Annotated in this window: 25 protein-coding genes; 18 read left to right on the forward strand and 7 right to left on the reverse strand. The window is 61.5% G+C overall.

Annotated features, from left to right (window positions below; all coding sequences use genetic code 11):
- Window positions 1-179: 179 nt before the first annotated feature.
- From zwf to HX803_RS27430, 3 genes are read left to right on the forward strand one after another with little or no spacing between them, the layout of a single operon-like run.
- The gene (gene zwf, locus HX803_RS27420; protein ID WP_176994246.1) at window positions 180-1,646 is read left to right on the forward strand and encodes a glucose-6-phosphate dehydrogenase; all 1,467 of its coding nucleotides are present in this window, start codon (window positions 180-182) and stop codon (window positions 1,644-1,646) included.
- Complete coding sequence (pgl, locus tag HX803_RS27425) at window positions 1,633-2,346, forward strand: 6-phosphogluconolactonase (protein WP_178925100.1); 714 nt, start codon at window positions 1,633-1,635, stop codon at window positions 2,344-2,346. The genes zwf and pgl overlap by 14 nt, the downstream gene beginning before the upstream one ends.
- A gap of 17 nt (window positions 2,347-2,363) precedes the next feature.
- The gene (locus HX803_RS27430; RefSeq protein WP_176994244.1) at window positions 2,364-3,029 is read left to right on the forward strand and encodes a bifunctional 4-hydroxy-2-oxoglutarate aldolase/2-dehydro-3-deoxy-phosphogluconate aldolase; all 666 of its coding nucleotides are present in this window, start codon (window positions 2,364-2,366) and stop codon (window positions 3,027-3,029) included.
- Between the two features lie 202 nt (window positions 3,030-3,231).
- Here HX803_RS27430 and HX803_RS27435 read toward each other — a convergent pair whose 3' ends face one another.
- Both HX803_RS27435 and HX803_RS27440 read right to left on the reverse strand, forming a co-directional pair.
- On the reverse strand, window positions 3,232-4,407 hold the full coding sequence (locus tag HX803_RS27435) for an aminotransferase class V-fold PLP-dependent enzyme (RefSeq protein ID WP_178925102.1): 1,176 nt from the start codon (window positions 4,405-4,407) through the stop codon (window positions 3,232-3,234).
- Between the two features lie 10 nt (window positions 4,408-4,417).
- Window positions 4,418-4,654 (reverse strand): DUF3820 family protein, encoded by a 237-nt coding sequence (locus tag HX803_RS27440; RefSeq protein ID WP_176994242.1) that lies wholly within the window; start codon window positions 4,652-4,654, stop codon window positions 4,418-4,420.
- A gap of 206 nt (window positions 4,655-4,860) precedes the next feature.
- On the opposite strand from HX803_RS27440, the gene HX803_RS27445 reads away from it, so the two are divergent.
- Complete coding sequence (locus HX803_RS27445; protein ID WP_025858443.1) at window positions 4,861-5,328, forward strand: PA2169 family four-helix-bundle protein; 468 nt, start codon at window positions 4,861-4,863, stop codon at window positions 5,326-5,328.
- 136 nt (window positions 5,329-5,464) lie between these two features.
- On the opposite strand, the gene HX803_RS27450 is transcribed toward HX803_RS27445, so the two are convergent.
- Together HX803_RS27450 and HX803_RS27455 are read right to left on the reverse strand one after the other, a co-directional pair.
- Complete coding sequence (locus HX803_RS27450) at window positions 5,465-5,935, reverse strand: MaoC family dehydratase (protein ID WP_178925104.1); 471 nt, start codon at window positions 5,933-5,935, stop codon at window positions 5,465-5,467.
- A 54-nt stretch (window positions 5,936-5,989) separates the two neighbouring features.
- Window positions 5,990-6,934: an alpha/beta hydrolase gene (locus HX803_RS27455; protein ID WP_178925106.1), complete on the reverse strand. Its 945-nt coding sequence runs from the start codon at window positions 6,932-6,934 to the stop codon at window positions 5,990-5,992.
- Between the two features lie 221 nt (window positions 6,935-7,155).
- Between HX803_RS27455 and fadD2 the strand changes: the two genes are divergently transcribed.
- Together fadD2 and fadD1 are read left to right on the forward strand one after the other, a co-directional pair.
- Window positions 7,156-8,844 carry a long-chain-fatty-acid--CoA ligase FadD2 gene (gene fadD2, locus HX803_RS27460; protein WP_178925108.1) on the forward strand — a complete coding sequence of 563 codons (1,689 nt, stop codon included), beginning with the start codon at window positions 7,156-7,158 and terminating at the stop codon, window positions 8,842-8,844.
- A gap of 392 nt (window positions 8,845-9,236) precedes the next feature.
- Window positions 9,237-10,928: a long-chain-fatty-acid--CoA ligase FadD1 gene (gene fadD1, locus HX803_RS27465; protein ID WP_178925110.1), complete on the forward strand. Its 1,692-nt coding sequence runs from the start codon at window positions 9,237-9,239 to the stop codon at window positions 10,926-10,928.
- 181 nt (window positions 10,929-11,109) lie between these two features.
- Here the strand turns inward: fadD1 and HX803_RS27470 are convergent, their stop codons facing one another.
- On the reverse strand, window positions 11,110-11,487 hold the full coding sequence (locus HX803_RS27470; protein WP_178925112.1) for a hypothetical protein: 378 nt from the start codon (window positions 11,485-11,487) through the stop codon (window positions 11,110-11,112).
- A 199-nt stretch (window positions 11,488-11,686) separates the two neighbouring features.
- Between HX803_RS27470 and HX803_RS27475 the strand changes: the two genes are divergently transcribed.
- The 3 genes from HX803_RS27475 to def all read left to right on the forward strand — a co-directional run bounded on the left by HX803_RS27475 (window position 11,687) and on the right by def (window position 13,536).
- The gene (locus tag HX803_RS27475) at window positions 11,687-11,872 is read left to right on the forward strand and encodes a CsbD family protein (protein WP_176994235.1); all 186 of its coding nucleotides are present in this window, start codon (window positions 11,687-11,689) and stop codon (window positions 11,870-11,872) included.
- Between the two features lie 170 nt (window positions 11,873-12,042).
- The gene (locus HX803_RS27480; protein ID WP_178925114.1) at window positions 12,043-12,993 is read left to right on the forward strand and encodes a YihY/virulence factor BrkB family protein; all 951 of its coding nucleotides are present in this window, start codon (window positions 12,043-12,045) and stop codon (window positions 12,991-12,993) included.
- A gap of 3 nt (window positions 12,994-12,996) precedes the next feature.
- Window positions 12,997-13,536: a peptide deformylase gene (gene def / locus HX803_RS27485; RefSeq protein WP_178925116.1), complete on the forward strand. Its 540-nt coding sequence runs from the start codon at window positions 12,997-12,999 to the stop codon at window positions 13,534-13,536.
- 73 nt (window positions 13,537-13,609) lie between these two features.
- Here the strand turns inward: def and HX803_RS27490 are convergent, their stop codons facing one another.
- Together HX803_RS27490 and HX803_RS27495 are read right to left on the reverse strand one after the other, a co-directional pair.
- Complete coding sequence (locus HX803_RS27490) at window positions 13,610-14,428, reverse strand: class I SAM-dependent methyltransferase (protein ID WP_178925118.1); 819 nt, start codon at window positions 14,426-14,428, stop codon at window positions 13,610-13,612.
- Window positions 14,429-14,487: 59 nt separating this feature from the next.
- Complete coding sequence (locus HX803_RS27495) at window positions 14,488-14,925, reverse strand: GNAT family N-acetyltransferase (protein WP_178925120.1); 438 nt, start codon at window positions 14,923-14,925, stop codon at window positions 14,488-14,490.
- A 301-nt stretch (window positions 14,926-15,226) separates the two neighbouring features.
- Between HX803_RS27495 and HX803_RS27500 the strand changes: the two genes are divergently transcribed.
- The 9 genes from HX803_RS27500 (at window position 15,227) to HX803_RS27540 (ending at window position 25,892) form a co-directional block, all read left to right on the forward strand.
- On the forward strand, window positions 15,227-16,156 hold the full coding sequence (locus tag HX803_RS27500) for a fatty acid desaturase (protein ID WP_178925122.1): 930 nt from the start codon (window positions 15,227-15,229) through the stop codon (window positions 16,154-16,156).
- A gap of 9 nt (window positions 16,157-16,165) precedes the next feature.
- A complete protein-coding gene (locus HX803_RS27505) occupies window positions 16,166-16,957 on the forward strand; it encodes a phosphate/phosphite/phosphonate ABC transporter substrate-binding protein (protein WP_178925124.1) in 792 nt (263 codons plus the stop codon).
- A 108-nt stretch (window positions 16,958-17,065) separates the two neighbouring features.
- On the forward strand, window positions 17,066-17,575 hold the full coding sequence (locus tag HX803_RS27510) for a sigma-70 family RNA polymerase sigma factor (RefSeq protein WP_178925126.1): 510 nt from the start codon (window positions 17,066-17,068) through the stop codon (window positions 17,573-17,575).
- On the forward strand, window positions 17,572-18,510 hold the full coding sequence (locus tag HX803_RS27515) for a FecR domain-containing protein (protein ID WP_178925128.1): 939 nt from the start codon (window positions 17,572-17,574) through the stop codon (window positions 18,508-18,510). Before HX803_RS27510 ends, HX803_RS27515 begins: the two co-directional genes overlap by 4 nt.
- Window positions 18,511-18,745: 235 nt before the next feature.
- Window positions 18,746-21,382 carry a TonB-dependent receptor gene (locus tag HX803_RS27520; RefSeq protein WP_178925130.1) on the forward strand — a complete coding sequence of 879 codons (2,637 nt, stop codon included), beginning with the start codon at window positions 18,746-18,748 and terminating at the stop codon, window positions 21,380-21,382.
- 178 nt (window positions 21,383-21,560) lie between these two features.
- Window positions 21,561-22,574, forward strand: a complete 1,014-nt coding sequence (locus HX803_RS27525) for an ABC transporter substrate-binding protein (protein WP_178925132.1) — start codon at window positions 21,561-21,563, stop codon at window positions 22,572-22,574.
- Window positions 22,574-23,500, forward strand: coding sequence for an aliphatic sulfonate ABC transporter substrate-binding protein (locus HX803_RS27530; RefSeq protein WP_178925133.1), 927 nt, complete (start codon window positions 22,574-22,576; stop codon window positions 23,498-23,500). The genes HX803_RS27525 and HX803_RS27530 overlap by 1 nt, the downstream gene beginning before the upstream one ends.
- A 2-nt stretch (window positions 23,501-23,502) precedes the next feature.
- Window positions 23,503-24,507, forward strand: coding sequence for an ornithine cyclodeaminase family protein (locus HX803_RS27535; RefSeq protein ID WP_178925135.1), 1,005 nt, complete (start codon window positions 23,503-23,505; stop codon window positions 24,505-24,507).
- On the forward strand, window positions 24,504-25,892 hold the full coding sequence (locus tag HX803_RS27540) for an aromatic amino acid lyase (protein WP_178925137.1): 1,389 nt from the start codon (window positions 24,504-24,506) through the stop codon (window positions 25,890-25,892). Before HX803_RS27535 ends, HX803_RS27540 begins: the two co-directional genes overlap by 4 nt.
- Window position 25,893 lies beyond the last annotated feature (1 nt).

The raw sequence follows: 25,893 nt of genomic DNA on the forward strand, positions 1-25,893 counted from the left end.
AAGGGCGGCAACCAATCGACGAGCGGCCCTTGGAGGTGGCCTATCCTACTGAGCGTAGCTGAACACCACCACTCGGAATGCGTATTTCGGGAAAATGTTGTGGTTATTACTACATTTTTCCTTGAGTGATGCCTTGAAAAAAGGTATTTGTAGCTTAACTTGATAAAAGAACAAACATCATGCCTTCGATAACCGTAGAACCCTGCACCTTTGCCCTGTTTGGCGCCTTGGGTGATCTGGCGCTGCGCAAGTTATTTCCTGCCCTCTATCAACTCGATGGCGCCGGGCTCTTGCACGACGACACCCGCATCCTGGCCCTGGCCCGTGAAGCCGGTACCGAGCAACAGCACCTGGCTCGCATTGAAAAAGAACTGCGCAAATACGTCGGCAAGGAGCTGGACGAAGCTGTTGCCAAGCGCTTCCTGGCGCGGCTGGCGTATGTGCACGTCGATTTCATGAAGGCCGACGACTACGTTGCCCTTGCCGAAAAAGTCGGCAGCGAACAACGCCTGATCGCCTACTTCGCCACCCCGGCTGCGGTGTACGGCGGCATCTGCGAAAACCTGGCCAAGGCTGGCTTGGCGGAAAACACCCGCGTGGTCCTGGAAAAGCCGATCGGCTCGGACCTGGAGTCCTCGCGCAAGGTCAATGACGCCGTGGCGCAGTTCTTCCCGGAGAACCGCACCTATCGCATCGACCATTACCTGGGCAAAGAGACCGTCCAGAACCTGATCGCCCTGCGTTTCGCCAACAGCCTGTTCGAAACCCAGTGGAACCAGCATTACATTTCCCACGTGGAAATCACCGTGGCCGAGCAGGTCGGTATCGAAGGCCGTTGGGGTTACTTCGACAAGGCCGGCCAGCTGCGCGACATGATCCAGAACCACCTGCTGCAACTGCTCTGCCTGATCGCCATGGACCCGCCGGCCGACCTGTCTGCCGACAGCATCCGTGACGAGAAGGTCAAGGTGCTCAAGGCCCTGGCGCCGATCAGCCCCGAAGGCCTGACCACCCAAGTGGTGCGCGGCCAGTACATCGCGGGCTACAGCGCCGGCAAAGCCGTGCCGGGTTACCTGGAAGAAGAGAATTCCAACACCCAGAGCGACACCGAGACGTTCGTCGCCCTGCGTGCCGATATCCGCAACTGGCGTTGGGCCGGGGTGCCGTTCTACCTGCGGACCGGCAAGCGCATGTCGCAAAAGCTGTCGCAGATCGTCATCCACTTCAAGGAACCGTCCCACTACATCTTCGCCCCTGAGCAGCGCTTGCAGATCAGCAACAAACTGATCATCCGCCTGCAACCGGACGAAGGTATTTCCTTGCGCGTGATGACCAAGGAGCAGGGCCTGGACAAGGGCATGCAACTGCGCAGCGGCCCGCTGCAACTGAATTTTTCCGACACCTACCGCAGCGCACGCATCCCCGATGCCTACGAGCGGTTGCTGCTGGAAGTGATGCGCGGCAATCAGAACCTGTTTGTGCGCAAAGATGAAATCGAAGCCGCGTGGAAGTGGTGTGACCAGTTGATCGCCGGTTGGAAGAAATCCGGTGATGCGCCCAAGCCGTACGCGGCGGGTTCCTGGGGGCCGATGAGCTCGATTGCACTGATCACGCGGGATGGGAGGTCGTGGTATGGCGATATCTGAATTGAAACTGCCCCAGGGCGTAACCCCTCACGAGTACCGCACGCCGGTACTGCTGGCCGAAGGCCTGGCCAATGATGTGGCCGCGCAATTGCGCACGGCCCTCAGTGCCCGTGGCGAAGCGACCCTGGTGGTGTCCGGCGGCCGTAGCCCGGTGGCGTTTTTCCAGCACTTGGCCAAGCAAGACCTGGACTGGTCCAAGGTCACCATCACCCTGGCCGACGAGCGCTGGGTGCCGGTGGAGCACGCCGACAGCAATGCCGGTTTGTTGAAGCAGCACCTGTTGAAAGGCCCGGCAGCCAAGGCCAAGTTCTTGAGCCTCTACAGCGCCGCCGCCAACCTTGAAGACGCTGCCTTGCAGGCCGATCGCCTGCTGGGCGAGTTGCCAGCCATTGATGTGCTGGTACTGGGCATGGGCGATGATGGTCACACCGCATCGCTGTTTCCCAACAGCCCGAACCTGAGCGAAGCCCTGCAGCCCAACGGTACCCGCCGTTGCTGGCCAATGCTGGCGCCGACCGTGCCGCACCAGCGCCTGACCATGAGTCGCGCGTTGCTGGCCACGGCCAACTACACCGTGCTGTCGATCTCCGGCAGTTCGAAATTGACCACCTTGAGCGCCGCGCTGGCGAGTGACGACGTCGCTGCCATGCCGATTCGCGCGTTTCTGCAACCTACATTAGAGATTTACTGGTGCCCATGAGCCAAGGATCAGCCGCTATGAACAGCCCTCAACCGACCGTGTCCATGGCGGACAAAGTTGCCCTGATCGACAGCCTCTGCGCCAAGGCGCGGATCCTGCCGGTGATCACCATCGCCCGCGAACAAGACATCCTGCCACTGGCCGATGCCCTGGCAGCCGGTGGCTTGACCGCATTGGAAGTGACCCTGCGTTCCGAGTTCGGCCTCAAGGCCATTCAAGTCCTGCGCGAGCAACGCCCTGAACTGTGCACCGGTGCTGGCACCGTGCTGGATCGCCACATGCTCGAGGCCGCAGAAGTGGCGGGTTCGCAGTTCATCGTCACCCCCGGCATTACCCGCGACCTGCTGGAAGCTTCGGTGCACAGCCCGATCCCGCTGCTGCCGGGCATCAGCAATGCCTCGGGCATCATGGAAGGTTATGGCCTGGGCTATCGCCGCTTCAAGCTGTTCCCGGCTGAAGTCAGCGGCGGCGTGGCTGCGATCAAGGCCCTCGGCGGCCCGTTTGGCGAAGTCAAATTCTGCCCAACCGGCGGCGTCGGCCCGGCCAATATCAAGAGCTACATGGCGTTGAAAAACGTGATGTGCGTGGGCGGTAGCTGGATGCTGGACCCGGAGTGGGTCAAGAACGGCGACTGGGCCCGCATCCAGGAAGTCACTGCCCAGGCGCTGGCGCTGCTGGACTGATCTGATTTATCGAATCGTTGTTGCTGTGCTTAACGGCATTTTTGCGGTGCACTTGGTCGGTGTACCGCTTTTTTTTGCCCGCAGAAAAACCCAAGAACTCCGATGGTCAACGGTGGGAGCTGGCTTGCCTGCGATAGCGGTGGGTCAGAAAGTACGGTGTGACTGATGTACCGTTATCGCAGGCAAGCCAGCTCCCACAAGTTTAGTGGGGGGTCAGCTCGGTAATGGCGTTGACCAGGGCATTGATATCCGCCGCCGAGGTGACCAGCCCCGGTGTCACCCGAATACAGGTCCCAAACGCCGCCCCTACGCGGGTGGTGGTAAACAGGTTGTAGTCCTTGAGCAAGCGGTCGGCCATGGCCTGCTGGTCCCGTCCGACGAACTTGAAGGCCGTGATCCCGCAATACAGCCGAGGATCGTCCGACGTCAGCACCTCGATCCCCGCCAACGGCCGCACCTGGCTCACCCACAAATCCCGCAGGTAATTCACCCGTGCACCCTTGGCTGCCGAGCCGCCCAGCGCGCGATGTTCTTCAAACACCAACGGCAAGGTCATCAGCGCGGGAAAGTTGGGGGTGCTGTAGGAGGTCCGTGCGCGCACATCGGTCATCGGGTAGTGAAACTCGCCCATGTCCGGGTCGATGTCGGCCAGGCGCTCCGGGGCTATATAGAGAAAGCCCAGGGTCAGCGGCGCGCCGATCCATTTGTGCAGGTTGAAGCCGGCGAACTGGATGCCAAGCTCCGCCAGGTTGAACTCGATCTGGCCCAGGGCATGGGCGCCGTCGAGGATCACATCGATACCGTGCTCACGGGCGGCCTTGGCAATGGCTTCGACTGGCATTACCAGCCCGGTGCGGTGGGTCACGTGGGTCAGGGCCATCAGCTTGAGGCGAGGGTACTGAGCGAACGCCTCGCGATAAGTCTGCACCAGGCTGTCGAAACTGGCCGGGTGTGTGTGGGACAGTTCGATCACTTCCACACCACGAACACCCGCCAACCAGCGCATCGCGCCTTTGACCGTGTCGTACTCCAGGTCGCTGATCAACACTTGGTCGCCCGGTTGCAGGCGGTTGTAGTTGCGGATCAGCGACTGCAAGGCTTCGGTGGCGTTACGGGTAAAGGCAACGGACTCCGGATCAACGCTGATCAGCTCGGCCAGTTGGCGCCGGATCTCGACATTTTCGCCCTGCTCGAAGCGCTGGCGCACGTACAGCGAATTGCTGCGGTTGATGAACGCAACGTGCTCCAGGTACTGCGCCCGGACCACACGGCTCATGCGTCCGAAATAACCGTTTTCCAGGTTGATCGGGCCAGGCTCCAGTTCGTAATTTCCGGCGATGGTCTGCCAGTGGTGTTCGTTATCAGCATTCCTTGGCATGGCGAGGCTCTTAATGGCGAGGGGCGGGTTTACCGTGTTTTACGCGCAGCGGCTCCAGCAGTTCGGACAGGCCGTTGCTGTCGATTTCCTGCATCAATGCCAGCAAACCACCCAGCTCGCCGTGGGGGAAACCTTCACGGGCAAACCAGTTCAAGTAAGGCCCGGGCAGGTCGGCGATGATCCGTCCCTTGTACTTGCCGAAGGGCATTTCGCGGGTGATCAGCAGTTCAAGTTTTTCGGGATTCATAAGGCTTCAGGCGCGTGAGTCGAGGCCTTGGAAAATACAGGCATTCTGCATGAAGGCCAATTGACAGATCATGCAAATAACGTACATACAGATGGTTCAATAATTCGTAACTTGTTGAAAAATAATAGAAAAGTTGTTTTCAGAAACCTGGCACGGGCGCTGCAATCATTAAGACAACCTTCTCAACCCGCACAAGGAATTGAAAAATGACTGACATCAACAAAGAATCGATCTCCGTACTCAATGACCTGATCGAGACCAGCAAAGACGGCCAGAAAGGTTTCGCGACCTGTGCTGAAGACATCAAGCATCCAGAGCTCAAGGCGTTGTTCGTCAAGCGCTCCGCTGATTGCGCAACTGCGGCTGCCGAGCTGCAAACTGCAGTGCGCGCCTTGGGTGGTGATCCGGAAGAGTCAGGCAGTGTGGCCGGCGCGTTGCACCGTGGCTGGGTCGACGTGAAATCGTTGGTCACTGGTAAAGATGAAGAGGCGGTGCTGAACGAAGCCGAGCGCGGTGAAGACCATGCGTTGAAGGCTTATAAAGAAGCGATCGAGAAGATCAACAAGCACAACCTGTTGGGGATTCGTGACCTGGTAGAGCGCCAGTTCCACGGTGCACAGCGCAATCACGACCAGGTGAAAGCCCTGCGTAACCAGGCTCGCGCTCAGTCGTAAGCCCTGCGCTGTAGCAAATGTGGGAGCGGGCTTGCTCGCGAAGGCGGAGTGTCAGTCGACTGATAGGTGACTGATCCACCGCTTTCGCGGGCAAGCCCGCTCCCACATTTGTATTGTGCAGTTTTCGAGACTGAGATCAGCCAATGCTGATCGGCGGCAACTCGGTCAGCTCAACCACTTGCTGCTTGCGCGGCGCCAGGATCTCGGCCTCGCCATCCACCACCAGCTCATCGCACTGGTTGAACACACGGGTGGCAATGCGCACACGGAACTTGGGCAGCTTCTCGAGGATTTCCAGGCGCACGGTCAAGGTGTCGCCGATCTTCACCGGCTTCTGGAAGCTCATCTGCTGGCCGATGTAGATGGTGCCCGGTCCAGGCAACTCGCAGGCCACAGCGGCGCTGATCAGGGCGCCACTGAACATGCCGTGGGCGATACGCTCCTTGAACATGGTGGCCTTGGCGTACTCGGCATCCAGGTGCACCGGGTTGTGATCGCCGGACATGGCGGCGAACAGCTGGATATCGCGCTCCTCGACGGTCTTGCTGAAGCTGGCAGTCTGGCCGACTTCGAGGGCTTCGTACGGGGTGTTGGTAACCTGAGTCATCTAAAGGTACATCCTGTGGCTAATCGGTGATTATCGGCTGATTTTAAAGGAAAGTTATTCGCAGCGGGCCGGCCTGTGCAGGGTCAGGGCCTGGTCGAGCCACGTCAGCACATCCGCTGTGACTTCGTCGCGGTTGGTTTCATTGAACACTTCATGTCGCGCCTGCGGGTAGATCGTCAATTGCAGGTTTTGGCAGCCGGCCTCGCGCAAGGCGTGGGCCAGATCTTTGAGACGCTTGCCCTCGCTCACCGGATCACATTCGCCGCCCGTGACCAGGATTGGCAGGCCCGGGTCGATCTGAGCGAGGTTGGACGCCTTGCTGATCTGCTGCAAGCCGCCCAGCAGGTCGATCCACAGCTGGTTGGTGCAACGAAAGCCACACAGCGGGTCATGGATGTACTTGTCGACTTCGGCCGGGTCGCGGCTGAGCCAGTCGAAGGCCGTGCGGTTGGGTTTGAATGCCTTGTTGAAGGAGCCGAACGACAGGAAGTCGATCAACGCACTGCGCCCGCGCAAACCCTGGCGCGCGCGCTCGATGCGCGCAATCACCCGCGCCGCACGGTACAGCGCCACCGGTTGGAAATTCGAGCCGCTGAGAATCGCCCCACTCAAGCTGGCGCTGTGGTGCAGCAGGTAGGCCTGGGCGATATAGCTGCCCATGCTGTGGCCCAGCAGGATGATCGGCAGCCCCGGCTGCTGGTGCGCAATGTGCTGGTTCAGGCTGGCCAGGTCGCCCACCACCTTGTTCCAGCCGTCGTGCTCGGCGAACAGCCCGAGCGTGCCTTCGTCCGCCGTGCGGCCGTGGCCGCGCTGGTCCAGTGCGTACAGCCCGTAGCCCGCGCCACACAGCGCCTCGGCCAGGCGCCCATAGCGGCCGCTGTGCTCGGCCATGCCGTGGGACAGCATGACCATCGCCTTGGCCGGGCCGTCCGGTAGCCATTGATTGACGTACAGGCGGCTGCGGTCATTCGCGGTCAGCCAGAAGGTGCTGTGGTTCATGGCGCTTCCTTTGCTCAGGTTCGATGCAGTGTATAGCTCATCTGCCAGGGACTTGGGTATCAGCCTACGCCTCAGGGGCAAGATTCATACAATCAATGACACGGTTTGGCGTATTTGCCTGTTTGGCCATAGCTGCTAACGTCCCCAAAGCTCCGCTTTTTATAGCCGCCTGTTTTTACAGCGGCAGCGGTCGGACACACTCAGGTAAGAGGACAAGAATAATGCAACCTGATTTCTGGAATGACAAACGCGCGGCGGGCGTTCCCAATGACATCGACCTGACGTCCTACAAGTCAGTGATCGAAGTGTTCGAGCGTTCCTGCAAGGCCTTTGCCGACCGTCCGGCATTCAGCAACATGGGCATCACCCTGACCTACGCCGAGCTTGAGCGCCAGAGTGCGGCGTTCGCCGGTTACCTGCAGCAGCACACCGACCTCAAGCCCGGCGAGCGCATCGCGGTGCAGATGCCCAACGTGCTGCATTACCCAATTGCCGTGTTCGGTGCCTTGCGCGCCGGGCTGATCGTGGTCAACACCAACCCGCTGTACACCCCACGGGAGATGCGCCATCAGTTCAAGGATGCCGGCGTGCGTGCGCTGGTCTACCTCAACCTGTTCGGCTCGCGGGTGCAGGAAGTCTGCGCCGACACCGAGATCGACTACCTGATCGAAGCCAAGATGGGCGACTTCATGCCTGCCGCCAAAGGCTGGCTGATCAACACCGTGGTCGACAAGGTGAAGAAGATGGTGCCGGCCTACAGCCTGCCACGGGCCGTGTCGTTCAAGCGTGCGCTGCGCATGGGCGCGGGCCTGGGCGTGACTCGCCATCCGGTGACGCTGGATGACATCGCCGTGCTGCAATACACCGGGGGCACCACCGGCCTGGCCAAGGGCGCGATGCTCACCCATGGCAACCTGGTGGCCAACATGCAGCAGGTGCGGGCGTGCATGTCCCAGGTCTCTGACGACGGCCAGCCGCTGGTGCGGGAAGGGCAGGAGGTGATGATCGCGCCGCTGCCGCTGTACCACATCTATGCATTCACGGCGAACTGCATGTGCATGATGGTGACCGGCAACCACAACGTGCTGATCACCAACCCGCGGGACATCGGTGGCTTCATCAAGGAGCTGAAGAAGTGGCGGTTCTCCTGCCTGCTGGGCTTGAACACGTTGTTTGTGGCGCTGATGGACCACCCGGACTTCAAGACCCTGGATTTCTCTCACCTGAAGATCACCAACTCCGGTGGCACCGCACTGGTCAAGGCCACGGCCGAGCGCTGGAAGGCACTCACCGGCTGTTCCATCGGCGAAGGCTACGGCCTCACGGAGACCTCGCCCGTGGCGAGCACCAACCCGTATGGCAGCAGGTCGCGACTGGGCACCGTGGGCATTCCGGTGCCGGGCACGGCGATGAAGGTCATCGATGATGAAGGCCGCGAATTGCCGTTGGGCGAGCGGGGCGAGTTGTGCATCAAGGGCCCGCAGGTGATGAAAGGTTACTGGCAGCAACCGGTCGCCACCGCCGAGACCCTGGACGCCGAGGGTTGGCTCAAGACCGGCGACATCGCGGTGATCGACACTGATGGCTTTGTGAGCATCGTCGACCGCAAGAAAGACCTGATCATCGTTTCGGGCTTCAACGTGTACCCCAACGAGATCGAAGACGTGGTGATGGCGCACCCGGCCGTGGCCAACTGCGCAGTGATCGGCGTGCCGGATGAACGCACTGGCGAAGCGGTCAAACTGTTTGTGGTGGCGCGCACCCAAGGGGTGAGCCTTGAAGAGTTGAAGGCGTACTGCAAGGCCAACTTCACGGGGTACAAAGTGCCTAAACACATCGTGTTGCGCGAGTCGTTGCCGATGACGCCGGTGGGGAAAATTCTGCGACGTGAGCTTCGCGACATCGCTTGATTTGAAATAGGGTAAAAATTGTGGGAGCTGGCTTGCCTGCGATGGCGGTGTATCAGTCACAGGATGTATTGACTGACAGACCGCCATCGCAGGCAAGCCAGCTCCCACATTGTTATTTGTTGATCTGTAAAGCCCATTCCAGAGCCTTTTCCTGGGGGATTCTGCCCTGGTTTAAAGTGTGACCAAATATTGTAGGACAGTCGTGATTATGACTGTAGGGCCCTCCTTTGGCTCTAGGCGGCCCTTGGCAAAGCTGCTACTCTCGGCGCGCTTTGTGACGTCTAGGCCTGCTTGAAAGCGCCAGATTCACCTAAAAAAACATACACCAATAATAATCGCATCAAATGCGATGATGAATTCGCGTCGCTGACGTCGCTGAGGAGTGGGCTTCCATGAACGAAGACTTTTGGAAGGATAAGTACCCCGCCGGGATTGCTGCAGACATCAATCCAGACGAGTATCCGAATATTCAGGCGGTACTGAAGCAGTCCTGCCAGCGCTTCGCCAACAAACCGGCTTTCAGCAACCTGGGCAAGACCATCACCTACGGTGAGTTGTACGAATTGTCCGGCGCCTTCGCCGCGTACCTGCAACAGCACACCGACTTGAAGCCCGGTGATCGCATCGCCGTGCAACTGCCCAACGTCCTGCAATACCCGGTCGCTGTGTTCGGTGCCATCCGTGCCGGTCTGATCGTGGTCAACACCAACCCGCTGTACACCGCGCGGGAAATGGAACACCAATTCAACGACTCCGGCGCCAAGGCCCTGGTGTGCCTGGCCAACATGGCCCACCTGGCGGAAAAGGTCGTGCCCAAGACCTCCGTCAAGCACGTGATCGTCACCGAAGTCGCCGACCTGTTGCCGCCGCTCAAGCGCCTGCTGATCAACAGCGTCATCAAGTACGTGAAGAAGATGGTCCCGGCCTACCACCTGCCGAAGGCGATCAAGTTCAACGACGTGCTGGCCAAGGGGCACGGCCAACCGGTCAGCGATGCCAGCCCGGCCAGCAGCGATGTGGCCGTGTTGCAATACACCGGTGGCACCACCGGCGTGGCCAAGGGCGCGATGCTTACCCATCGCAACCTCGTCGCCAACATGTTGCAGTGCAAGGCGCTGATGGGCTCCAACCTCAACGAGGGCTGCGAGATCCTGATCACGCCGCTGCCGCTGTACCACATCTATGCGTTCACCTTTCATTGCATGGCGATGATGCTGATCGGCAACCACAACATCCTGATCAGCAACCCGCGCGACCTGCCGGCGATGGTCAAGGAACTGTCCAAGTGGAAGTTCAGCGGCTTTGTCGGCCTGAACACCCTGTTCGTGGCGCTGTGCAACAACGAGGCGTTCCGCAAGCTGGATTTCTCGGCATTGAAAGTCACCCTGTCTGGCGGCATGGCCCTGCAACTGGCAGCCGCCGAGCGCTGGAAAGACGTGACCGGCTGCGGCATCTGCGAAGGTTACGGCATGACCGAGACCAGCCCGGTGGCCACCGTCAACCCGATCCAGTACACCCAGATCGGCACCATCGGCATTCCTGTGCCGTCGACCCTGTGCAAGGTCATTGCCGACGACGGCAGCGAGTTGCCTTTGGGCGAGATCGGCGAGCTGTGCATCAAGGGCCCGCAGGTGATGAAGGGCTACTGGCAGCGTGAAGACGCCACCGCCGAAATTCTCGACAGTGAAGGCTGGTTGAAGACCGGTGATATCGCGCTTATCCAGCAAGACGGCTACATGCGCATTGTCGACCGCAAGAAGGACATGATCCTGGTCTCCGGTTTCAACGTGTACCCCAACGAACTGGAAGACGTGCTGGCTGGCCTGCCGGGCGTGCTGCAATGCGCGGCCATCGGTGTGCCGGACGAGAAGTCCGGGGAACACATCAAGATCTTCATCGTGGTCAAGCCGGGCGCGACGCTCACCAAGGACCAGGTGATGGAGCACATGCGCGCCAACCTCACCGGTTACAAAGTGCCGAAAGCCGTGGAATTCCGCGATGCATTGCCGACCACCAACGTGGGCAAGATCCTGCGCCGTGAGTTGCGTGATGAAGAGCTGAAGAAGCTCGGCCTTAAAAAGTAACCCCTAAAAAACCCCGCTGATGCGGGGTTTTTTATGGCCTGCTGATTCCCATGATTGGATTGGAATGCAATCCCATGTGGGAGCTGGCTTGCCTGCGATTGCGATTCTTCAGTCACTGTTGGGCTGGCTGGTACACCGCTATCGCAGGCAAGCCAGCTCCCACCGTTTTTTGACCGAGTTTTTACAGGGAAAATTGCGCGAAGCTGATGCCCGCGCCAGCCGGGCGTACGTCCTTGAGGAACGAATCCTTGTCCGCGCTCAGCTCCAGGGTGATCTCCGGTTTGCGCTTGCCCGCATTGCGCACCACAAGGCCTTCGAGCTTCTCGCGCAGGAACACCGTCGGCACCTTCAGGTGCAGCAACTGGTCGGTCTCGGCGTTGTGCATCAACAGATGGATCCACTCGTACTGGCCGATCGCAATGCGGCCCACCGGCAGGTCAAACCACCAGATGTTGCGCTTGCGGTCCAGGTCGGTGAAATGGCAGTTGTTGACGCCGAGTACGGCACCGCCCAGTTCGGTGTTTCTGCGGGCGATGGCCTGTGCTTTATTGAGTTTCATAACCTTCCTACGGGATCTGTTATTCAGCGTTATAGCCTGAATGTGCCGGGCATTCTCGTGGGTTGGCTGCAAAACATAAAGCCAAACCTGCGGCTGGCGATGAAATGCCCCCTGAAAATAATTGAAACTCTGCCGAACGGCCTCGGGTCAATCTCTAGGTAATGACCAAAACCCTTGATTGTTCTTCTGGAGAAATACCATGGGCAGCACAGCGGATAAGGCAAAAGGTTTGAAAGACGAAGCCGTCGGCAACATCAAGCAAGGCGTCGGCAAGGTCACCGGCAACGACAAACTGCGCGCTGAAGGCGTGGTGCAGGAAAAGAAAGGCCAAGTCGAAAAAGCGATTGGCGACACCAAGGACGCTGTAAAAAAAGCCACCAAATAAGTGTGCTTTCAAGCAGCCCGAACGGCCATCCACGGATGGCCGTTTTTATGTCATCTGTTGCCGCTAAAGTTTCGAAATTGTTTCAAGGTCGCCAAATAGGCTACCTTGATGTAGAAAACGGCCCCTGAGTCGCCCACGACCTCATCCTCTTTGCGGCGAAAGGAGACGCTATGATTTTTCCGGTATTAGACGGCCTCAAGCTTCACAAGGTGCTGGTGCGCACCGTCAAAGAGTTCGTTGATGACGAGATGCCCACCTACGCCTCGGCACTGGCCTACCAGATGCTGTTCTCCCTGTTTCCCTTCCTGCTGTTCCTGATTGCCCTGATCGGTTTCCTGCACCTGCCGGACTTCTTCACCTGGCTGCGCATGCAGTCGGAGCTGGTATTGCCACCCCAGGCCCTGGAGCAGGTCAACCCGGTGATCGACCAGTTGCAGCAATCCAAGGGCGGCCTGCTCTCGGTGGGTATCGTCATCGCCCTGTGGACCGCCTCAGCGGGCGTGCGCCTGATGATGAGCGCGATGAACGCCGCCTACGATGTGGTCGAAGGCCGGCCGATCTGGAAGCGCTTCCCGCTGTCGATCTTCTACACGGTCGGCATCGCCGGCATGTTGCTGGCCGCCGCCGCGCTGATGGTGCTGGGCCCGCAGGTGATGGAATGGCTGGCCGGGCAGATCGGCATGCAGGAATTTGTCGTCACCCTGTGGACCATCCTGCGCTGGCCGTTGATCGTGATCTTGCTGATGTTCGCCGTGGCCCTGATGTACTACGTGATGCCCGACGTAAAACAGAAATTCCGCTTTATCACCCCAGGCTCGGTGCTGGCGGTGGTGGTGTGGATCATCGCTTCCCTGGGCTTTGGCTACTACGTCAAAACCTTCGCCGACTACAACGCCATGTATGGCAGTATCGGTGCGATCATCGTCCTGCTCCTGTACTTCTATATTTCTGCCGCCGTGCTGCTGCTCGGCGCGGAGATGAATGCCGTGATCGAACACATGTCGGTCGAAGGCAAGGACCCCGGCGAGAAGGATTTTGATGAGCACAGCGCCACGGATGAAAAACAACACGTCTCAGGCCTCGGCCGTGACCACTCCAAGCCCACTACCGATGAAGTCTGATCGATGATCCGTGAAATCCTGAAAATGGGCGACGAGCGCCTGCTGCGCATCGCGCCACCGGTCCCCCCGGAAATGTTCGACAGCCCCGAGCTGTGGCAATTGATCGATGACATGTTCCAGACCATGGAACACGTGGGCGGCGTCGGCCTGGCCGCACCGCAGATCGGTGTTGATTTACAGCTGGTGATCTTTGGTTTCGACGCCAGCGAGCGTTACCCGGACGCGCCTCCGGTGCCGCAGACTATCCTGATCAACCCATTGATCACGCCGCTGAGCCCGGTGCTGGAAGAGGGTTACGAAGGTTGCCTGTCCGTGCCGGGGCTGCGCGGCGCCGTGAACCGCTATCAGCAGATTCGCTACGAAGGCTTCGACCCCAAGGGCGAGCCGATTGTGCGCGTGGCCGACGGTTTTCATGCGCGGGTGGTGCAGCATGAGTGCGATCATCTGATCGGCCGGCTGTACCCGTCGCGGATCACCGACTTCAGCAAGTTCGGCTTTATCGAAGTGATGTTCCCCGACATGGACCCTACTGCCGACGACTAGCTTTCAGACCCAATGAGGTCAAAATGTGGGAGCGAGCAAGCCCGCTCCCACATTGGTTTTGTGTTCAGTCTGATTATTTGGCGGGTTTAACAAACCGCAACGTCATCCGGTCCGACTCGCCAATCGCCACATACCTGGCCTTGTCCTGCTCACCCAACCGCAACGTCGGCGGCAAGGTCCACACGCCACCGGCATAGTCCTTGGTGTCCTTCGGGTTGGCATTCACTTCGCTTTGCCCTGCCAGCTTGAACCCGGCATCGGTGGCCAGCTTCACCACCTGGGCGGTGGTCAGGTAACCGCTGTCCTTGATGGCTTCCAGGTCCGCCCCGTCCTTGGCCCGATGGTCTTCCACACCCAGCACGCCACCCGGCTTCAGCACCTGATAGAACGCACTGAAGGTGGCTGGCGCGGTGCCGGCTTCTACCCAGTTATGCACATTGCGAAAGGTCAGCACGGCATCGGCCGACGCCGGCTTGCCGAACACCGGCGCCTTGGGATCGAACTCCACCACTTGGGCCTTGGCGTACTGCGCCGGGGCGGCGGCGAATTTCTTCTTCAGGTTCTCTTCGGACGTACGCGCATAGGTGCTGACGCTCGCCGCCTGCACGGCGGCGATGTAATGCCCGTGGTCCTTGAGCAGCGGCGCCAGCACTTCGCTGTACCAACCGCCACCCGGGGTGATTTCGATCACCGTCTGCTTGGCGCCCAGGCCAAAGAACTCCAGGGTCTGCTGCGGGTGGCGATAACCGTCACGGGCGCTGTTGGCCGGGTCGCGCCAGGAACCGGCGAGCACGCTGGCGTATTGCTGGGCGCTGATCGGCGTATCGGCCGCGTGGCTCATGGCTGGGGCGAGGAGGGCGGTGAGGGAGAGGGCTGCAAGCGTCTTGTTCATGATCGTCCTGTATGGGGCCACTGTGCCGTCGAGGCTAGCATGGGCCCTCCACCAGCCGATCACACATTATCGAAGGTCGACCTCACCAACGGTTCTAAGCCCATGGCGATCATCGGCTTGTTGCGCTTGTAGCGCACCAGCCGTTCGCTCAAGGACTGAGGCAATAGCGTTTCCTGGCTGAACCCCATGCGCTGATAAAGCCCCTCAAGGTCCGGATGGCACAGCAGCCACACCGTGCCTTCACTCGACGCCACCGCTTGGCGGATCAAGCGCGCCGCCAGGCCCTGGCCGCGATAGGCGGGGGCCACGAACACACCGGTCAGCCACTGCCCGCCGACCACCGGGGTCAGGCACAGCCCGGCGACAATCTCGCCGTCTCGTGCCACCCACAAACGCCCGCCCTTGAGGGCTTTCATCGACGAGTCGTGGCTGCGATAAAACTTGTTCAGCAGCGGCCACAGCGGCTCTGCCAGCAGTTCCAGGGTCAATTCAGGCATGGTGTTCAAGTGGCGTGATGAAGGGGCGGGGATTATAAGCGCCTTCTGCCGCCCAATAGGTGGTATACCCAGTGCTACATCCCCTGCACGTGGAGTACGTATCATGGCCAAAGGTATGGATTCAAAAAAAGCCGCGAAGAAGAAACCGGCCAAGACCGCCGATGAAAAACGCGCCGACAAGAAAGCCAAGAAATCCGAAACCGGCTTGTTCGGCCATTGAGTTCCAAGCTTAGAACCAAATGATCTGCAAGATTTTCCGGCCTCGCTGCACAGAGCAGGAAACACCTGCTCTGAGCTGCCGATGGCCAACTACCTTGATCTGACCCAACGCCGGGAAATCGAAGCCCTGGCGCAACGCTTTACCGTACGCACCGAATGGCCGACCTGGCTGCTGATCATCGGCGTCTATGCCGGCTGGTTCAGCGTGATGTTCGCCAGCCATTGGCTGGGCCTGTGGTTGAGCACCTTGTTGCTGGTCCCGCTGGTGACGCTGTGGCTGTCGGTGCAACACGAACTGCTCCATGGCCATCCCACCCGTTCGCTGTTCGTGAACAAACTGCTCGGTTACGCCCCGTTTGCCGTGTGGTACCCCTACACCCTGTACCGCGACAGCCACCTGCTGCACCACAACGACGAAGACCTCACGCTGCCGGGCATCGACCCGGAAAGCCGTTACCTCAGGCAAGCCCAGTGGGACAGCAGCTCGCTGTTCGAGCGCGGTGTGCACTGGCTGACCAAGACCGTGCTCGGCCGTTTCCTGTTGGCCGCTCCGTTGGCGATTGGCCGACTGGCCCGCCATGAGTGGCAGCGCCTGCCGCAGGTATGGCCGATGTGGCTGTGCCATGGCGCCGTCACCGTACTAATGCTCAGCTTTATCGCCCATTACAGCACCTTGTCGGTGCTGCACTACCTGCTGCTGGTCAGTGTGCCGGCCTTGTCCCTGGCGTCGATCCGTTCCTACTATGAGCACCGCCCGCACCCGCAACCGGAACAGCGCACCGTGCTCAACGAAGCGTCCTGGCCGTGGACCTGGCTGTTCCTCAACAACAACCTGCACCTGGTGCACCACGACTTGCCGAAACTGCCCTGGTATTTGCTGCCCACCGTGTACCGTGCGCGCCGCGAGCAGTGGGTGGCGCGCAGTGGTGGGTTTCTGGTGCAAGGCTATGGCCAGTTGATCAGCCGCCACGGCCTCAAGGCCATCGACAGCCCCCGGCACCCTTTTGCGTGAGAGAAGACCATGAGTGAGCACTACGCCGAGCTGCTGATGTACGTTGCGCCGGATCACATACACCAGGCCAACCAGCAGTGGCTGGCGCGTATTCTTGAACGGCTCGGCCTCAGCCGCCGCAACGCCGACCACCTCGACCTGCACGGCCTGTGGCTCGCCCCCGAACTGCTCGTCACGCAAACCTGCGGCTACCCGCTGATGACCCAGTTGCGCGGCCAGGTCCGCATCATCGGCCGCCCGCGCTACGAACTGCCCCACAGCAGTGGCGGCGAACATTGCAGCCTGCTGCTGACCCGCGACGACAACTCGCGTACCACCCTGGCGCAGTTCTACGACAGCCGGGGCGTGATCAATGGCCATGATTCCAACAGCGGCATGAACCTGCTGCGCGAACGCCTCGCGCCGTTGCAGCGCGATGGCCGCTTCTTCGCCAGCGTCGGCGTCAGCGGCGCGCACCGCGAGAGCCTGCGCTGGCTACGGGAAAACCGCGCCGACCTCGCCGCCATCGACAGCGTGACCTACGACTACCTGGCCCGTTTCGCCCCGCACGAAGTGGCGGGGCTGCGCCTCGTCAGCCGCAGCGCGCCCAGCCCGACCTTGCCTTACATCGGCCCGCTGAGCTTGAGCGATGAGCAGGTCACCACGATTCGCCAGGCGATGAACCAGGCGCTGCAGGATTTGCCGCAAGTGGTTGAAACCCTGGGCGTGCAGGCAGTGCTTCCGGCCAGCGAAGACGACTATCAGGTCCTGCTGGACTATCAACAGCAAGCCGCCAGTGCTGGTTACTCGGTGCTTCAATAAGGTTATATAAAAATACCTTTTAAATATTATTAAAGAATAAGCAGCCTTGCTAGGATCGCTCCACCGGAACACCGGACATAACGCGCAACCTACTCAAATGGAGCCACTATGTCCGGCGCCGACACTTCTCACAGCGATTACGTGGGCGGATTGTTCCGCAGTCATTACGACTGGCTGTGCAGCCGTTTGCACCGTCATCTCGACTCCCGTGCGCACGCCGAAGACATCGCCGCCGATACCTTTGTCCAACTCTTGAGTTCTCCGGGGGTGGTGCCGATCCGGCAACCCCGCGCCTTGCTGACCACCATTGCCCAGCGCCTGATGTACCAGCTGTGGCGTCGTCGTGACCTGGAACGCGCCTACCTCGATGCCCTCGACAACGACGAAACCTCTACCGCACCCTCGCCGGAAGACCTGGCGCAAATGCTCGAAGCCCTGCAGGCCATCGACCACTTGCTTGACGGCTTGCCGGCCAAGGTCAAGGCGACCTTTTTGTTATCGCAACTCAATGGCCTGACCTACCCGGAAATCGCGGCCGAGTTGGGTATTTCCCAGCGTTCCGTGAGCGACTACATGGCCCGCGCCCTCAACCGTTGCCTGCGGCTGTGCCTGGAATGAACGATGAGCTGATCGACACTGCCACGCACTGGTATGTACTGTTGCGTTCAGGCCAGGCCACGGCGGCGGATTGGCAGCGTTATCACCAGTGGCGCGCCAGTGACCCGCGCCACGAAGCACTGTGTCAGCAACTGGAGACACGTTTGGGGGTGTTCCAGATTCCCCTGGCCCAGGGGGTGAGCGGCAAAGTGTTGCAGCAGGCGCTGGACGCGCCTTCCAGTCGGCGTCAGGTGTTGCAGGTCGCGTTGGCCGGTGCTGGCGTGGCAATCGGCGCAGCGCTGCTGGCCAAGCCCATGGGCTTGTCGGAGCTGACGGCCGATATCCGCACCGGCACCGGCGAGCGCCGCACCGTCACCCTGGCGGATGGCAGCGAATTACTGTTGAACGCGCAAAGCGCGGCGGATATCCAGTTTGATTCGCAACGGCGCCTGGTGCGCCTGCGTGAAGGGGAGTTACTCGCCAAGGTTGCCAGCGACCGCAATCGACCGTTTCAGATCCAGACTGACCACGCGCGCCTGCACGCCTATGGCAATCGCTTTCTGGTGCGTGAGCGGGAAGGGCAGGGCCAGGTCGTTGCGCTTAACGGTGCGGTGCAGATCGACCGCCAGGACGGCGAGCGCCTGCAACTGGCGGCCGGCCATGAAGTGCACTACGGCCCCACGGGCTTTGGCCCTGTTGAAGCCAGTTCTTCCGCCGCGACCGCGTGGGTCGATGGTTTCCTGCAGGTACGCGACCGTCCGCTGGCCGAGGTGATCGAGGCGTTACGCCCGTATCACAACGGCGTGCTGCGCCTGGACCCCGGCGTCGCTGGCCTGCGCGTCAGCGGCCTGTACCGTCTCGACAATCCCCAGCAGATCCTCGACACCCTGGCGCGCACCTTGCCGATTCACATCACGCGCCGCACCGGCTTGTGGGTGACCGTCAGTGCGGCCTGACCCCCTGTGGGAGCTGGCTTGCCTGCGATGGCATCCCCGCGGTGTGCCTGTGGTACCGAGTTGTCTGCATCGCAGGCAAGTCAGCTCCCGCATTGAATGGGTGATCAGTTTAAGGCCAGGACCCGGTTCTAAGGACATAACCAAACGATCTGCAAGTTTTCCCCTCGCTGTCCCACATCACTCCCGTAAGCGCTGCGGGGAGCAGCGTTCTCGAGTTTCCTTGGGGGGAGCCAAAGTGAGTCAGTTCAACCGTGTGCCGCTTCGAACTTTTGCCCTGGTGCCGTTGGCCAGCCTGTTTTTCGCGTTTGCCGCCAGTGCCGAAGAGACGCGCCAGGTCTATCACATCGCCCCTGGCCCGTTGGATGAAGTGCTGCTGAACATCAGCCGCCAGAGCGGCCAGGTGATCTCCTTCACCCCGCAACTGGGCCAGTATTCCTCGGCCAGCGTGGACGGTTCGCTGTCGGCCCATCAGGCCGTCGACGCCGCGCTCAAGGGCACCGGTCTGCAAGTGCAGGTCAGCCCGGAAGGCGCCTTCATCATCAAGGAAGGCGCGAGCAAAAACGCCACCAGCAGCGTCAAGGCCCAGACCAGCGCCGCGCAGGCGCCAACCCTGGATCGCGTGGTCGCCATCGGCACCCGTCGCAGTGACGCCACCGCCCTGACCAGCAGCGCCCCGGTGGACGTGATCAACGCCGAAGAACTCAAGCAGACCGGCGCCACCAGCCTCAACCAGGCGCTGTTCCAGTTGCTGCCCTCGTTCAACTTTCCGCAGAACAACAGCGCCACCCGTGGCCAGGACCCCAAGGGCGCGTCCTTGCGTGGCCTGTCGCCTGACCAGACCCTGGTGCTGATCAACGGCAAGCGCCGGCACACCTCGGCGGTGGTGAATATTTCCGGGGGCGTGCCGTTCATTGGTGCCCAGCCGGTGGACCTGGACATGATCCCCATCAGCGCCATCGACCACGTCGAAGTGCTGCGTGATGGTGCCTCGGCACAGTACGGTTCCGACGCAGTGGCCGGCGTGGTCAACATCGTGCTCAAGGAGCGCGACAGCGGCGGCGGTATCAACACGCAACTGGGCAAGTACGCCCAGGGCGACGGCTTCAGCAAGACCACCGACGGCTGGTACGGCATCGGCCTGCCGGGCGATGGCTTCCTGACCCTGAGCTTCAACACCCTGAACAACAAGCCTGACGACATCGGCGACAAGTACGTGGCCGACGGCCAGGTGCAAGACCCGCGCTGGGGCGGTGCCGGGCGTGACAAATACAACCTGGCGGCCAACGCCGAGATCGGCTTGAACGATCAATGGCGCCTCTACAGCTTCGCCACCTTTGGCCAGGACACGTCGGTGAACAACACGCCGCCGCTGCTGGCCAGCAGCCCTAACAACGTGGCGTCGATCTACCCCAACGGCACGATCCCCAAATACCGCTATCGCTATGAAGACGGCGCCATCACCGTGGGCACCCGTTATGAAGATGACAGCATCGGCCGCTTCGACCTGAGCGCCACTTACGGCCGCGACGAGCACGATGAACTGGCCTTCAACACCGTCAACCCGAGCTACGGCGCCAACAGCCCGACCAAATTCAACGTCGCCACCCTGATCAACGACCAGACCAACATCACCCTCGACTACGCCAAGGACCTGGACGTGAACTGGTCCAGCCACCCGCTGACCGTCTCGGCCGGCGTGGCCTACCGGCATGAGCAATATCGCCTGGAGGCGGGTGACTACGACTCCTACTCCTATGGCGGTATCGACAACGTGCAAGTGGGCGCGGTGCAGGCTTCGGGCCTGACCCCGGATGACGCCGGTACCTTCAAGCGCGACGTGGGCGGGGTGTATTTCGGCCTGGAAAACCAGGTCACCGACAAGCTGCAAGTGGGCGTGGCCGGGCGCACCGAGCACTACTCGGATTTCGGTTCGGCCACCACGGGCAAGCTGTCGGCGCGCTATGACTTCACCCCGCAAGTGGGCGTGCGCGCGACGGTCAACAACGCGTATCACGCGCCGAGCCTGGGGCAGATCGGCACGTCGTGGACCACCACCACCAACCTGGACGTCAACGGCAACCCGGTGCTGACCCGCATGCTGCCGGCCGACAACCCTGCGGCCCGCGCCCTCGGCGCCCAGGCGCTCAAGCCGGAAAAATCCACCAACTACTCGTTGGGCCTGGTGCTGCGACCGACTGAGCACGCCTCGTTGACCGTCGACGCCTACCAGATCTCGATCCGCGACCGGCTGTTGTTCAGCGGCGGTATTTCCGGGCCGTTGGCCGAGCAGATCCTCACCAATGCCGGCTACGGCCAGTACTCCTGGGCGCAGTTCATGACCAACGCCGCCGACACCCGCACCCGGGGCGTCGACATCGTCGGCAAGTACAACATTGACCTTGCGCAGTTCGGCGACCTGAACCTGTCGGCCGGCTACACCAAGGCCCGCACCACCATCGAGAAGGTCCACGAAAACCCCAACGGCTTCGAAGTGCTGACCCGCGAAGCCCGTGGCTTTATCGAGCATGGCTACCCCGAGGACAAGCTGGTGTTCGGCGCGGTGCACAAGATCAGCCAGTGGACCATTGCCCTCAACGAAACCCGCTACGGCAAATACCGCAAATACGCGGCTGCCGAAGCCAACGCCCAATACGACCAGACCTTCAGTGCGCAATGGACCACCGACCTGGACGTGAACTACGCGTTCACCAAGCAACTGCGCGTCTCGGTGGGGGTGAACAACCTGTTCGACAGCAAACCCGACGACTTCAACACCCGCCTGCGCCAGACGCCCGGTCAGCAATACAGCTACCTGTCGCCGACCGCGCCGGAGGGGGCGTTTTACTACACGCGGCTCAGTTATGACTTTTAACCGATCTTGAGTACCGCAGAGATCAAATGTGGGAGCGGGCTTGCTCGCGAAGACGGTGGATCAGTCACCGGATGCATTGACTGGCACACCGCATTCGCGAGCAAGCCCGCTCCCACACAAGCCCACTCCCACACTGGTTTTGCGTTGTTCTCGAAATCGAATCACCAAGAGGCTACACATGAAAAAGATCAAACACCTGCTCGGTGGCTCGCTACTGGCCCTGGCCCTGGTGGCCCAACACGCGCCCGCCGCCGACGCGGTCAAGCCGATCCACTTCGGTGACATCACCTGGGAAAGCGGCAGCTTGATTACCGAAGTGCTGCGCGTGATCGTCGAGAAAGGCTACGGCCTGCCCACCGACACCTTGCCCGGCAGCACCGTGAGCCTCGAAGCCGCCCTGGCCAAGGACGACATCCAAGTGATCGGCGAAGAGTGGGCCGGGCGCAGTCCGGCGTGGGTCAAGGCCGAAAGCGAAGGCAAGGTGTTCGGCCTGGGCGACACCGTCAAAGGCGCCACCGAAGGCTGGTGGGTGCCCGAGTACGTGATCAAGGGCGATGCCGAACGGGGTATCAAGCCGCTGGCGCCGGACCTCAAGTCAGTGGCCGACCTGGCGCGCTACAAAGACGTGTTCCGTGACCCCGAAGACCCGAGCAAAGGGCGCTTCCTCAACAGCCCCACCGGCTGGACCTCCGAGATCGTCAACAGCCAGAAGCTCAAGGCCTATGGCTTGACCGACACCTTCGTCAACTTCCGCACCGGTTCCGGTGCGGCGCTGGACGCCGAGGTGGCGTCCTCGATCCGTCGTGGCAAGCCGGTGTTGTTCTACTACTGGTCGCCGACGCCGCTACTGGGCCGTTTCAAGCTGATCAAGCTGGAAGAGCCGCCGTTCAACGCCGAAGCCTGGAAAACCTTGGCCGACGCCCACAACCCGCACCCTATCGGCACCCGTTCGTTGCCCGCGCATTTAGCGATTGGCGTGTCGGCGCCGTTCAAGGCGCAGTACCCGCAACTGGTGACGTTCTTTGAGAAAGTCGACCTGCCGATCGACCTGCTCAACGGCACCCTCGCGCAGATGAGCGAGAAGCGTGAGCAACCGCGCCAGGTTGCGTTGACGTTCCTCAAGGAACAACCACAAGTCTGGCAACAGTGGGTGCCGGCGGACGTCGCGGCCAAGGTCAAGGGGGCGCTCTGATGCTTAAATTCCTCGCTGCCGCCGTTTTATCGCTGGTCGCCGGTCACGTGCTGGCGGCCGACCCGGCCACCTTGCGCATCGGCTACCAGAAAAGCTCGGTGAGCATGGTGCTGGCCCGTGAGCACAAGCTCTTTGAAGCCGCGCTGCCCGGCACCCAGGTGCAGTGGATCGAGTTTCTCGGCGGTCCGCCGCTGATCGAGGCGTTGAACGGCGGCAGCCTGGACATCGGCAATATCGGCGACATCCCGCCGATCTTCGCCCAGGCGGCTGGCATTGATTTGCAGTACTTCGCTGTCGAGCCCAATGAAGGCAAGACCGAAGCGGTGCTGGTGCCCAAGGCCAGCACGATCCAGAGCGTGGCCGAACTCAAGGGCAAGCGCGTGGCGCTGCTCAAGGGCTCCAGTGCGCACAACCTGTTCTTGAAAAGCCTGCTGCGCGCCGGTCTGCAATGGAAAGACGTGAACGTGGTGTATCTGTCGCCGTCCGATGGGCGCGCCGCGTTCGAGCAGGGCAAGGTCGACGCGTGGGTGGTGTGGGACCCGTACTACTCGGCCGCCGTGGTCGACGGTTCCGCCCGCGTGCTGGGCGATGGCCAGGGCCTCAATCCGGCCGGGAGTTTCTTTGTGGTTAACCACCCGTTCGCTCAACAGCACCCGCAGGCCGTCGCCACGATTATCCAGACCCTGGCCAAGGCGCAGCGCCTGTCCCTCGACCAGCCCGACGACAGCATCGCCCTGATGGCCAAGACCCTGGGCCTGCCACCGGCGGTGGTGCGCAGCTACTTCGAACACCGCTCGCCCGCGCCGATCCGCCCGCTGCAAGCCGTCGACGTCGCCAACCAGCAACGCACCGCCGACCTGTTCTTCGCCAACGGCCTGATCCCTAAAAAGGTCGATGTGCAGCAAATCGTCTTCAAGGCCCCTTAATCATGCAACCGATCTATATCGATTTTCTCAACGGCCTCGACATCGATGAACTGGGCCTCTCCAACGACGAAATCCTCACCGCCATCGAAGCCAGCCTGGCGATCCAGGGCCGGGGCGAGGCGGTGATCGAGCCGCGCACCCACTTGATTCCCGGCGGCGAGATCAACGGCCACTTCAACGTACTGCGCGGCGTGCTCGGCGGCAACATCGGTTACGCGGGCGTGAAAGTGGTGGGCGATTTCGTCGACAACTACCGCAAGGGTCTGCCTTCGGAACTGGCGATCCTCAACCTGCTGGACCCGGCCACCGGCATTCCCAAGGCGATCCTCGACGCCTCGGCCATCACCGATATGCGCACCGGCGCGGTCACTGCCATCGGCGCCAAATACCTGGCCCGGCCCGACAGCAAAGTGCTGGCGCATATCGGCGCCCGTGGCACCGCATACTGGAATGTGCGCTTGCTCGACCACCTGTTTGACTTCGAGGAAATCCGCGTGCATTCGCGCCGCAGCGAAAGCCGCGAAGCCTTCGCCGAGCGCCTGCGCCAGGACTTGGGCAAACCGGTGATCGTCACCGAGGATTGGGAAAGCACCGTGCGTGGCGCCGACATCGTGGTCGAGGCCTCGCGCCTGGATCAGCCCGAGCCCTTGCTGCGCACCGACTGGATCAAACCCGGGGCGTTTGTCGTGCCCTACGGCACCATGAGCGCGGTGGAACTGTCGCTCACCGACATCATGAGCAAGTTGGTGGTCGATGATTGGGGACAGTGCAAGGGCGGTCTGTTTGGCGCGTTACGTGCCCATGTCGACGCCGGAAAACTCAGTGCCGACACCCTGCATGCCGAGCTGGGGCAGATCGTTGCCGGCTTGAAAAACGGCCGGGAAAACCCTGAAGAAACCATCCTGTTCTGGCATCGCGGGCTGAGCCTCAGCGATATCGCCCTGGGCCACGCCCTGCTGGAAAAAGCCAAGCGCCTGGGGATTGGCCAGCGGTTGCGCTGGGCATGATTGAGCTGGATCCCCAAGGCCTGGCGCTCGCGGATTTATTGGCGATTGCCCGGCAGGATGCATCGGCCGACTTTACCCCTCTGGCCCGTCAACGCATCGAAGACGGTCACGCATTGCTGCTGAAACTGGCCGCCGAAGGCACACCGATTTATGGCGTGACCACCGGCCTCGGCGCGGCGGTGGATACGCCTGTGGCACCTGTGCAGGCAAACATCCCCCTGGGCCGGGCGGTGGGGGTGGGGCGCCTGGCCAACCGACAGGAAGTGCGCGCGATCATGGCGGCGCGGCTGGCGGGGTTGGCTCAGGGCCGTTCGGGCATTTCACCAGAAGCGGCGGATGCGTTGCTGGCGCTGCTCAATACCGGGGTCGAGCCCGAGGTGCCGTTGCTCGGCTCGTTGGGTGAGAGTGACCTGGCGCCCTTGGCCCATCTGAGCCTGGCGTTGTCGGTGCCGTTGACCGGCAAGGACGGCCTGGCGCTGGTCTCGGCGAATGCCGCGAGTGTCGGCCTGGGCGCCTTGCTGGTGGCCGACGCGCAGCAGGTGCTGGCGGCGTTGCTGGCGGCATTGGCGCTTTCGTGCGAGGGCTATCGGGCCAACCTCAGCCCGTTCCAGCCGTGGGCGTCGCGCCTGCGAGCGGCGCCGGGGCAGGCCGAACAATCGGCGGCGTTGTTGCAGTTGTTGGTGGGCGGAGACTTAGCCGATAGCCCGCGCCGCTTGCAGGACCCGTTGAGCTTTCGCTGTGCCACGGTGGTACAGGGCGCCGCGCAGCAGGCGTTGAAACAGCTGCATGAACTGGTCGAGTTGGAACTGCGCAGCGGTGCGGATAACCCGGCGTTGATCAGCGAAGAGGCGCGGGTGTTGGCCACGGCGAATTTTGACAGTACCCACCTGGCACTGGCGGCCGAAGGCCTGGGGTTGGCCTTGAGCCGAGTGGCGGCGTGCAGTGCCGAACGCATCGCCAAACTGTTATCGCCTGCGTCCAGTGAGCTGCCACGGTTTTTGATAACCCAGCCGGGGCATGTCGGGATGGCGGCGTTGCAACGCACCAGCTCGGCACTGGTCGCCGAGATCGGGCACTTGGCCAACCCGTTGCCGGCGGTGAGTGTGCCGGTGGCCGATCGCGTGGAAGATTACGCCGGTCAAGCGCTGGCCGTGGTCGACAAGACCCGCCGTTTGACCGAACGGGTGCTGTGGCTGGCGAGTATCGAGCTGATCGTCGCCGCGCAGGCCGTGGACCTGCGTGGCCCGCTGCAGCTGGGGCAGGGCGTGCGGCAGGTCCATGAAGCGGTGCGCCGCCACGTGGCGCACCTGGACCAGGACCGCTCCGGTTCAGTGGACGTGCTGGCACTGAGTGCCTTCCTCCAAACCACCCCCTTCCCCCTGTAGG

Origin of the sequence: Pseudomonas sp. P7548, assembly GCF_013386585.1 — a bacterium.
Lineage (GTDB): Bacteria > Pseudomonadota > Gammaproteobacteria > Pseudomonadales > Pseudomonadaceae > Aquipseudomonas.

Coding starts and splice junctions, on each gene's coding strand:
- zwf (WP_176994246.1), top strand. CDS start 180: ATGCCTTCGATAACCGTAGAACCCTGCACCTTTGCCCTGTTTGGCGCC.
- pgl (WP_178925100.1), top strand. CDS start 1,633: ATGGCGATATCTGAATTGAAACTGCCCCAGGGCGTAACCCCTCACGAG.
- HX803_RS27430 (WP_176994244.1), top strand. CDS start 2,364: ATGAACAGCCCTCAACCGACCGTGTCCATGGCGGACAAAGTTGCCCTG.
- HX803_RS27435 (WP_178925102.1), bottom strand. CDS start 4,407: ATGCCAAGGAATGCTGATAACGAACACCACTGGCAGACCATCGCCGGA.
- HX803_RS27440 (WP_176994242.1), bottom strand. CDS start 4,654: ATGAATCCCGAAAAACTTGAACTGCTGATCACCCGCGAAATGCCCTTC.
- HX803_RS27445 (WP_025858443.1), top strand. CDS start 4,861: ATGACTGACATCAACAAAGAATCGATCTCCGTACTCAATGACCTGATC.
- HX803_RS27450 (WP_178925104.1), bottom strand. CDS start 5,935: ATGACTCAGGTTACCAACACCCCGTACGAAGCCCTCGAAGTCGGCCAG.
- HX803_RS27455 (WP_178925106.1), bottom strand. CDS start 6,934: ATGAACCACAGCACCTTCTGGCTGACCGCGAATGACCGCAGCCGCCTG.
- fadD2 (WP_178925108.1), top strand. CDS start 7,156: ATGCAACCTGATTTCTGGAATGACAAACGCGCGGCGGGCGTTCCCAAT.
- fadD1 (WP_178925110.1), top strand. CDS start 9,237: ATGAACGAAGACTTTTGGAAGGATAAGTACCCCGCCGGGATTGCTGCA.
- HX803_RS27470 (WP_178925112.1), bottom strand. CDS start 11,487: ATGAAACTCAATAAAGCACAGGCCATCGCCCGCAGAAACACCGAACTG.
- HX803_RS27475 (WP_176994235.1), top strand. CDS start 11,687: ATGGGCAGCACAGCGGATAAGGCAAAAGGTTTGAAAGACGAAGCCGTC.
- HX803_RS27480 (WP_178925114.1), top strand. CDS start 12,043: ATGATTTTTCCGGTATTAGACGGCCTCAAGCTTCACAAGGTGCTGGTG.
- def (WP_178925116.1), top strand. CDS start 12,997: ATGATCCGTGAAATCCTGAAAATGGGCGACGAGCGCCTGCTGCGCATC.
- HX803_RS27490 (WP_178925118.1), bottom strand. CDS start 14,428: ATGAACAAGACGCTTGCAGCCCTCTCCCTCACCGCCCTCCTCGCCCCA.
- HX803_RS27495 (WP_178925120.1), bottom strand. CDS start 14,925: ATGCCTGAATTGACCCTGGAACTGCTGGCAGAGCCGCTGTGGCCGCTG.
- HX803_RS27500 (WP_178925122.1), top strand. CDS start 15,227: ATGGCCAACTACCTTGATCTGACCCAACGCCGGGAAATCGAAGCCCTG.
- HX803_RS27505 (WP_178925124.1), top strand. CDS start 16,166: ATGAGTGAGCACTACGCCGAGCTGCTGATGTACGTTGCGCCGGATCAC.
- HX803_RS27510 (WP_178925126.1), top strand. CDS start 17,066: ATGTCCGGCGCCGACACTTCTCACAGCGATTACGTGGGCGGATTGTTC.
- HX803_RS27515 (WP_178925128.1), top strand. CDS start 17,572: ATGAACGATGAGCTGATCGACACTGCCACGCACTGGTATGTACTGTTG.
- HX803_RS27525 (WP_178925132.1), top strand. CDS start 21,561: ATGAAAAAGATCAAACACCTGCTCGGTGGCTCGCTACTGGCCCTGGCC.
- HX803_RS27530 (WP_178925133.1), top strand. CDS start 22,574: ATGCTTAAATTCCTCGCTGCCGCCGTTTTATCGCTGGTCGCCGGTCAC.
- HX803_RS27535 (WP_178925135.1), top strand. CDS start 23,503: ATGCAACCGATCTATATCGATTTTCTCAACGGCCTCGACATCGATGAA.
- HX803_RS27540 (WP_178925137.1), top strand. CDS start 24,504: ATGATTGAGCTGGATCCCCAAGGCCTGGCGCTCGCGGATTTATTGGCG.